Below are 6,202 nucleotides of genomic sequence, written 5' to 3'. Positions count from 1 at the left end.
TCCAGCGAGTGGACGCCCCCCGCCCGGCCCGACCGGTCGGCTCGATGGACCGGCGGTCAGCGGATGGGACGGTGGACGTTGTCCTTGGTCGCCGGGCCGGGAGTGGCGTCGGCGATCCAGGGGCCCTCACCGCTCGGGTCGACGACGCCCTGTTCCAGCCAGAGGTACGCCCCGGACAGAACGCCGTCGACCATGCGCCGGTCGAGCTCATCGGTGTTGGACCACAGGCGGGTGAAGAGTTCCTCGACGCGGATGCGGGACTGGTGGCAGAAGGCGTCGGCGAGTTGGTAGGCCTCCCGGCCGTGCTCGTCGGTGGTGCGCAGAAGTTCGGCACGGACGCAGGCGGCGCTCATCGCGAAGAGTTCGGCGCCGATGTCGACGATCCTGCCGAGAAAACCCTGCTTGGTCTCCATGCGCCCCTGCCAGCGCGACATCGCGTAGAAGGTGGAGCGGGCCAGTTTTCGGGCAGAGCGCTCGACGTAGCGCAGATGGGCGGACAGGTCCGGGTGCCCGGGCGGATTGAACTCGTTGTAGGTGCCCGGCAGTTGCCCTGGTCCGGTGACAAGCTTGGGCAACCAGCGGGCGTAGAAGCCGGCGGCGTTCGCTCCCGCCTTCGCCTTGGCCGAGAGGGGCTTGTCGGGGTCGATAAGATCTCCGGCGACCTTGAGGTGGGCGTCGACGGCCTCGCGGGCGATCAGCAGATGCATGATCTCTGTCGAGCCCTCGAAGATCCGATTGATCCGCAGGTCGCGGAGGAGCTGTTCTGCGGGGACGGCCCGTTCGCCCCTGGCGGCGAGGGAGTCGGCGGTCTCGAAGCCCCGGCCGCCCCGGATCTGGACCAGTTCGTCGGCCATGAGACAGCCCATCTCGGAGCCGTACAGCTTGGCCAGGGCTGCCTCGATCCGGATGTCGTTGCGATCCTCGTCCGCCATCTGCGAGGCGAGGTCGACAACTGCTTCCAGGGCGAATGTGGTGGCCGCGATGAAAGAGATCTTGGCGCCGACGGCTTCGTGCCGGGCAACCGGCCTGCCCCATTGTTCGCGGGCTGCCGACCATTCGCGGGCGATCTTCAGGCACCACTTTCCCGCTCCGACGCACATGGCGGGGAGCGACAGCCGGCCCGTGTTGAGCGTGGTGAGGGCGATCTTGAGGCCGGCTCCCTCGGGGCCGATGCGGTTGGCGGCCGGGACCCGGACGCGGTGGAAGCGGGTCACACCGTTCTCGAGCCCGCGCAGCCCCATGAAGGCATTGCGGTTCTCCACGGTGATGCCCGGGGCGTCCGCCTCGACGACGAACGCGGTGATGCCGCCCTTGTGGCCGACCGACTTCGGGACACGGGCCATGACGACCAGCAGGTCGGCGACGACACCATTGGTCGTCCACAGCTTCACACCGTCGAGGATGTAGTCGGGACCGTCCGGCACGGCCGAGGTGGCGAGCCGGGCGGGGTCGGAGCCGACATCCGGTTCGGTGAGAAGAAACGCCGAGATGTCGGTGCGGGCGAGCCGGGGAAGGAACGTGTCCTTCTGCTCCTGACTACCGAAGAGCTTCAGCGGCTGCGGCACGCCGATGGACTGGTGGGCGGAGAGAAGCGCGCCGATCGCCGGGTTGGCGGAGCCGACCAGGGCGAGCGCCCTGTTGTAGTAGACCTGGGTCAGTCCCAGGCCACCGTACTTCGGGTCGATCTTCATCCCGAGGGCGCCGAGCTCCTTGAGGCCTTTGATGACCTCGTCGGGGATCTTCGCCTCACGCTCGATCAGAGCGCCGTCGATCTTCGTTTCGCAGAAATCGCGCAACCGGGCGAGGAACGCCTCGCCGCGCCGGACGTCGTCGCCGGGCGGCAGTGGATGCGGATGGATCAGGTCCAGCCGGAAGCGGCCGAGGAAGAGTTCCTTGGCGAAACTGGGCTTGCGCCAGTCCTGCTCGCGTGCGGCTTCGGCCACTTGACGCGCTTCACGCTCTGTGACCTTGGGCGTGTTCTTCGGAGCGGATGGTGCGGACATGAGGAGCTCACCTCGCCGCGTTGTCGGTGGGCGGACCCGGCCGGTCCGCGCGGGGCGCGCATGCGCGCCTGCCGAGGCATACCAACCGGTGCTACTCGTCCGTATGTACCCGATTCCTGCCTGCCTCACCAGCCCCCGGACGCCGATCGGGTCGCGAGCCACTCCAGTGGCACGTTCAGCGGGCGAACTGCGGTCGGACCTGGGTCGAGGGAGAAGCGGGAACGGCCGGAGCCCCCGCACGGCGGGGAACAGCCTCTGCAGGAGCATGAACCAGGCCGCCCCGAAGATCGAGTACAGGGCCTCGTCCCCGGGACAGCCGACGAAAGTCCTCGACGAGGTTGCCGCCTGCTGCCGCAGAATCTCCGGCCCAGGCCATTGACCAGGATCCCCCTGGACACCATGGGCGGGGATTTCTCGCATCAGGACACGGACCGCGGCACGGCCGTGGAGTTCCTCCACCGGCCGACGGCCGCGGGCTTCGAGGAGGCGCTCCGTGCGCGAGCCCGCCGGACACCGGCGGGCCGGGCACAGTCGCTGTCGGCACCGCTGGTGGCGGCGGCCGTGGTCGTCTTCGCGCGGTTCTGGTGCGCCGGGTCGGGTGACTCGGATCCGATTCAGGACTTCGATCGCCTCCGGGACCCCTGGCGGCTACGCCCTGCGCGTCACCTTCCTGACCAGCCGGGCCAGACCGGAGGATCCGCCCCTGGCCTCGGCCTCGTTCAGCGCCTTCTCCAGCTGGGCGAAGTGATCCTTGCGGGTCCGGCTCAGGTATTCGTTCGAAGTCAGCGGCTTGGCTATCTTCCAGGCGCGGCGGTGGTCACCCTCGTAGTGGGCGACATAGGCCTTGGCGAGTTCGACCACGGCCTTGAACGGGATCCCGTCGGTGTAGTCCCGGTCGACGACATCCTGGACGGCCGACATCAGCTTCAGCTTCTCGTCGGTGTCGAAGGCGTCCTCGGCTATGGCCGTCAGCACGTCCTGCGGGATCGGCTTGATCACCTCGAAGGCCAGTGTGGAGCGGATGGGCGGCCCGGCAATCTCGATGTACGGCAGCAGCAGACCGGTGCTGTAGTGCAGCCACGGCAGCCGGGGGCTGGCGAAGTCCTGGTGCAGCACAACGGAGCCCGGCTCCAGGCGGGGCAGGAAGCGCTCGGCCACACAGCGGAAGACCCGCGCCGTCTTGGCGATGTCGACATGCAGGAACTCGATGGGGCTGTGATCTTCGGGATCGGAGGTCTGCCAGATGTCGCCGGGGTGCAGCTCGATGAAGTCGATGAACGGCTTCAGCTTGTCCTTGAAGTCTTCGAGAAAGGAGTTGGTGTCCTCGGGTGCGGCCCCGGCCGAGAAGAATTTCTCGGAGGCGAAAGTGCCCTTTCCGACCCGGAAGAAGTCGTACGCGTGCAGCTTGTTGGTCTTCTTGTCGAAGTCCGGGTTCTCCTTGAGACCGAGTGCGAGCGCGTACGTCGATCCACCGCCGCCCGACCCGAGCTCGATCACCTTTCCCTCTCCAGTCAGCCGATGGCGTCCCAACAGGTAGAGAAAGCGCAATTCCCATGCGCTCACCTGGGAGTAAGGGATTGCGTCCGGGAGTTCAACGTCGTCGAGCTGAAGGCAGAGCTTGCTGAGGGGCGCCACGGGTACCTCGCGGTCTCAGTCGGATGGACGGGGCGCGATAGTAACGTCGTGCGCCGGAGACCCGTCGGCGAAAACGGCGATGGATTCGAGGATTTCCCCGGCCGTCATACTCCCGATGAACGGTGTTGGTCCGATGTTCCTCTTCTGAATCGGAGCGCGGCTGATCTCGGCTTCGAGTGGCCGCGCGGCGAACGCCGTACTCGCGTGGCACCGCAGCCCTGCACAATCTGCCGGCGGTCCCGCCACCTCCCACAAAGTCCATTGTTTCCCACACCCTTTAGACGCCTGAGGGATCAGTACGGTCCGGGCTTCGGCGGGGAGACAGCAGCTGGCTCGCGGCAATGAGGAGGAGACCAGCGAGCAAAAGGGCGTTTCCGCCGAAGAAGCGGATTTCCCAGGAGATGCTCGGCAGGATTCGGAAGTAGAAGAGGCCCTGTACAAGTGGGCATGCGCCCGCTGCCAGGGCGCCGACGCCGTGGAGCCGGGGCCTGGTGACGTGGCGGCGCGCCGCGGGCAGGATCCACCCGGTCCGGAGCGTCACGACCCCCGATGCGATCGCCAGCAGCCCCATGAGCATGCCCGCCCCGACCACCCATGCCATGAGTCCGCTCCGCTCTCAGATCAGGCGAGGTCCGGAACACGCGTGACGCCCGTTCCGGGGTTGCCCACATGGTCGTGGGACCTGGCGGGGCCCGGCAATGCCAGGTCCCGGCAACCTGGGACGCGTTTCCACTGCCGTTGCGACCGCTGGATGCCGGAGGGGCGCAGATGACGGTCGCCTCGCCACCTCGTGCCCCCCAGCCAGACGTGCAGGGCACACTGGCGCGACCTCGCCACCAACGCATACCACTCGCACCACTCCTGGTCGCACTCCTCGCCGTCCTCGGCGAGCCCTCCATGGCACAGGACTGCCGTGGGCGCTCAAGGTCCGTCGCCTGGCCCCGGGGGCCCTGAAATCCCGTACGCGCCCGCCCCTCAGGGGTCAGGGCTGCTGAGGTCGCATGCCCTGGTGCCACCTCGCCGAACCGACAGCGCCCTCACCGGCTCCGCCACCGCTCGTGATCCGCCCTGTTCCGGCAGGGACGCAGTGGTGCCGGGACGATCGCCGAGCTGACCGCGCTCGGCAGGACCGCCGTTGTCGTCCCTCGCCACGTCGGCCGGAAATACGGGAAGTACCGGCAGGGCCGGGGCAGCCGGGCCGTCGCCCGCACCCCGACACCCACGCCGGACGAGACTCTTCGCACCTGGGCCGGCCGGATGCGCCCGCCGCCGCCCCGGGCCACCCTTGGAGTTATGGCAACACCACCGATCACCATCCAGCCACCCACCCCGTCCGGCGCCCGCCCCGTGATCGTGCACATCAACAATCGTGACGAACGGCTCGGACTCGCTCACAGCGATCACGACCTCATCGTGTTCCTCGCCGACGCCGGACTGAAAGACCCGAAACGGATCCTCGACAACCCAGCCGTGGTCCGGTGGCAGGGAGCCGCAGCGCACAGATACGAAACTGCGTGATGCGCGGCGCGCACCGGCAGACGAGCGGGCACACCCTGGATGCATGATGAGCGCCCCGATAGTCGTGCATCGCTCCGCACCGTCCGGCGGCCGGGCGGTCACCATCAACGGAGAGATCGCCGGACTCGCCCACGACGACCGCGACCTCGTCGAATTCCTCCGGCGGGCCGGGATCTACGACGCCGAGCATTGCCTCGACGACCCGCACTGGATCGAATGGCGCGGTGGCCGGGCCCATCGGTACGAAGCGGCATAGGACCGGGCACACCCCGACGTTCCCGCCTCCCGTAGGGAGGGTCGGCATCTGCCGGTCCCCGGACCACTCGCCGTGAGCCGAGGTCACGCCGCGTGTTCCACGGGGTGTTCCCACTACGCCACAGGAACCAGCCAAGATCCGACCATCACCGCAGGTCAGGGTTGCAGATACACAGGAACGGCCGCAGCCCCCGCACAGTGGGCCCCTCGCAGCGCGCTGACCTGCGGCTTTCCTTTGACCTGCGTGGATGCTCAGCGCTTCGGCCCGGATCACCCCGTCCCGAGCCGTCCCAAGCCGTTTCGGCCCGCCGCCGTTTTCCCACGGGAAAACCATGGGAAAATGGTGAACGCGAAGTGCCCTGACCTGCTGTCTCCACACCCAGGCTCCACGAACCTGCGCCAGGCGCCAAGCTGGCCAGAACAATTCACGTGGAGTGGCCGCGCACAGTTGAACGGGCCGCCGCCATCGTCACCAGCTACGACCAGACCGGCGGGTGTTCCCTCCGGCAGCGCTACTACTGGCTCGTCGCGGAGGGCCTGATCCCGCACACGGCGCCGACCTATCGGCGTCTGTCCTCCCGTCTCGTCCAGGCCCGCTGGGAGGAGCGGTTCCCCGACTGAAACTTTTGCGCATCGTCCACAGAGCGGACTATTGCGGCGTGTATAGCACCTTTAGAGCTCGTAACAGGATCTTGCTGAAGTGGCCTGGTCGGCCGTGACCGGTGTGACGATTCGACCGTTCGGGAGTGTGTGAGTACTCGCCGGTGGATCGTGGACGACGACTTGTGGTT

General features: G+C 67.7%; 6 protein-coding genes. 3 read left to right on the top strand and 3 right to left on the bottom strand.

Going from position 1 to position 6,202, the window contains the following annotated elements:
* Window positions 1-56: 56 nt before the first annotated feature.
* The 3 genes from ACFU6I_RS47425 to ACFU6I_RS47415 all read right to left on the bottom strand — a co-directional run bounded on the left by ACFU6I_RS47425 (window position 57) and on the right by ACFU6I_RS47415 (window position 4,239).
* Window positions 57-2,003 carry an acyl-CoA dehydrogenase family protein gene (locus ACFU6I_RS47425; protein WP_384380493.1) on the bottom strand — a complete coding sequence of 649 codons (1,947 nt, stop codon included), beginning with the start codon at window positions 2,001-2,003 and terminating at the stop codon, window positions 57-59.
* A 648-nt stretch (window positions 2,004-2,651) separates the two neighbouring features.
* Window positions 2,652-3,500: a class I SAM-dependent methyltransferase gene (locus ACFU6I_RS47420; protein ID WP_384380490.1), complete on the bottom strand. Its 849-nt coding sequence runs from the start codon at window positions 3,498-3,500 to the stop codon at window positions 2,652-2,654.
* A gap of 415 nt (window positions 3,501-3,915) precedes the next feature.
* Entirely contained in the window at window positions 3,916-4,239 is a 324-nt protein-coding gene (locus ACFU6I_RS47415) for a hypothetical protein (RefSeq protein ID WP_384380487.1), read from the bottom strand.
* 692 nt (window positions 4,240-4,931) lie between these two features.
* On the opposite strand from ACFU6I_RS47415, the gene ACFU6I_RS47410 reads away from it, so the two are divergent.
* From ACFU6I_RS47410 to ACFU6I_RS47400, 3 genes are all read left to right on the top strand, one after another.
* Entirely contained in the window at window positions 4,932-5,156 is a 225-nt protein-coding gene (locus ACFU6I_RS47410) for a hypothetical protein (RefSeq protein ID WP_266980942.1), read from the top strand.
* Between the two features lie 46 nt (window positions 5,157-5,202).
* Window positions 5,203-5,412: a hypothetical protein gene (locus ACFU6I_RS47405; protein ID WP_345514520.1), complete on the top strand. Its 210-nt coding sequence runs from the start codon at window positions 5,203-5,205 to the stop codon at window positions 5,410-5,412.
* A 428-nt stretch (window positions 5,413-5,840) separates the two neighbouring features.
* A complete protein-coding gene (locus tag ACFU6I_RS47400; RefSeq protein ID WP_384380484.1) occupies window positions 5,841-6,032 on the top strand; it encodes a hypothetical protein in 192 nt (63 codons plus the stop codon).
* The last annotated feature ends 170 nt before the right edge of the window (window positions 6,033-6,202 follow it).

Origin of the sequence: Streptomyces sp. NPDC057486 (assembly GCF_042802415.1) — a bacterium.
GTDB classification, from domain to species: domain Bacteria; phylum Actinomycetota; class Actinomycetes; order Streptomycetales; family Streptomycetaceae; genus Streptomyces; species Streptomyces yanii.
Note: the sequence above shows the minus strand (reverse complement) of the source record. Positions and strands in the feature narration are given on the sequence as shown.